Genomic DNA, 1,038 nt, shown 5'->3' on the forward strand with positions numbered 1-1,038 from the left:
TGGCTCTGGCAAGATTTTCGTAGGCGAAGATCATCTCGGTGGCACGGTCGGCCGGTCCGCATGGTGGGCAGCCTGTGACTGTGCTCTGTTGAACTGGTCAGCCTGTTGCCGCAGTTGTCCGATGTGCAGGTGGTTTCGGTTGAGGTATCCGATGCCGCGGTGGTGGTCCGTGCCCGCACGAGATCAGGTGAACCGGCGGGATGCACGGGATGCGGTCGGCTCAGCGATTGGTGCCACAGCCGCTACGCACGGCGCCTCACCGACGTCACGCTCGCAGGCCGCCCTCTGCACATCGACCTGTCCGTACGCCGCCTGTACTGCGAGAACACGACCTGCCCGAAGACGACCTTCGCCGAGCAAATACCTGGCCTGACCTCGCGCTACCAGCGCCGGACACCGCAGTTGCAGCGCCTGGTGGAGGCGGTCGGTGTGGTGCTGGCAGGCCGGGGCGGATCCCGAATGCTTCGGATCTTGAGCATCAGGCTCTCTCGGGTCGCCGTCTTGTCCCAGCTCATGCGGGTGCCGCTGCCGAAACCGGTCACGCCCCAAGTCCTGGGGGTTGACGACTTCGCTCTCTACGGAGGCACCTACGGAACCCTCCTGGTCGATGCCACCACCCGCCTCCCACTGACTCTCTGGGAAGGACGTGATGCTGAACAGCTCGGCCGATGGCTGCACGAGCATCCGGGCGTCGAGGTCGTTTGCCGCGATGGGTCCCTCACCTACAGGCAGGGCATCACCGCCGGCGCCCCCGAAGCCGTGCAGGTCAGCGACCGATTTCACCTTTGGCAGGGCCTGTCCCGCCGAGTTCAGGACATCGCCTCCACCCACCGCGGATGCCTGCCCGCAGCCCTGCCAACCGTCAGTGAAGACGATCACCAACCGGTCGAGAAGACGACTGACAACGCCGCGGCGGGCAGCCGGGCCGGGCTTCATGCCCAGAGCCTGTTCGAGGCGGTCCAAGCCCTGACCCGCACCGGCCGGAGCCACAGCTCCGTGGCCCGTGAGCTCGGCCTGGACCGCCGAACCGTTCGTAAG

General features: G+C 66.5%; 1 protein-coding gene. It reads left to right on the forward strand.

Annotated features, from left to right (window positions below; genetic code table 11):
* Nucleotides 1-123 precede the first annotated feature (123 nt).
* The coding region (locus tag ACFXOA_RS32315) for an ISL3 family transposase (RefSeq protein WP_385035743.1) at nt 124-1,038 on the forward strand (915 nt) is incomplete at its 3' end.

This window comes from Streptomyces sp. NPDC059166 (genome assembly GCF_042755185.1).
In the GTDB taxonomy this organism is placed as follows: Bacteria; Actinomycetota; Actinomycetes; order Streptomycetales; family Streptomycetaceae; genus Streptomyces.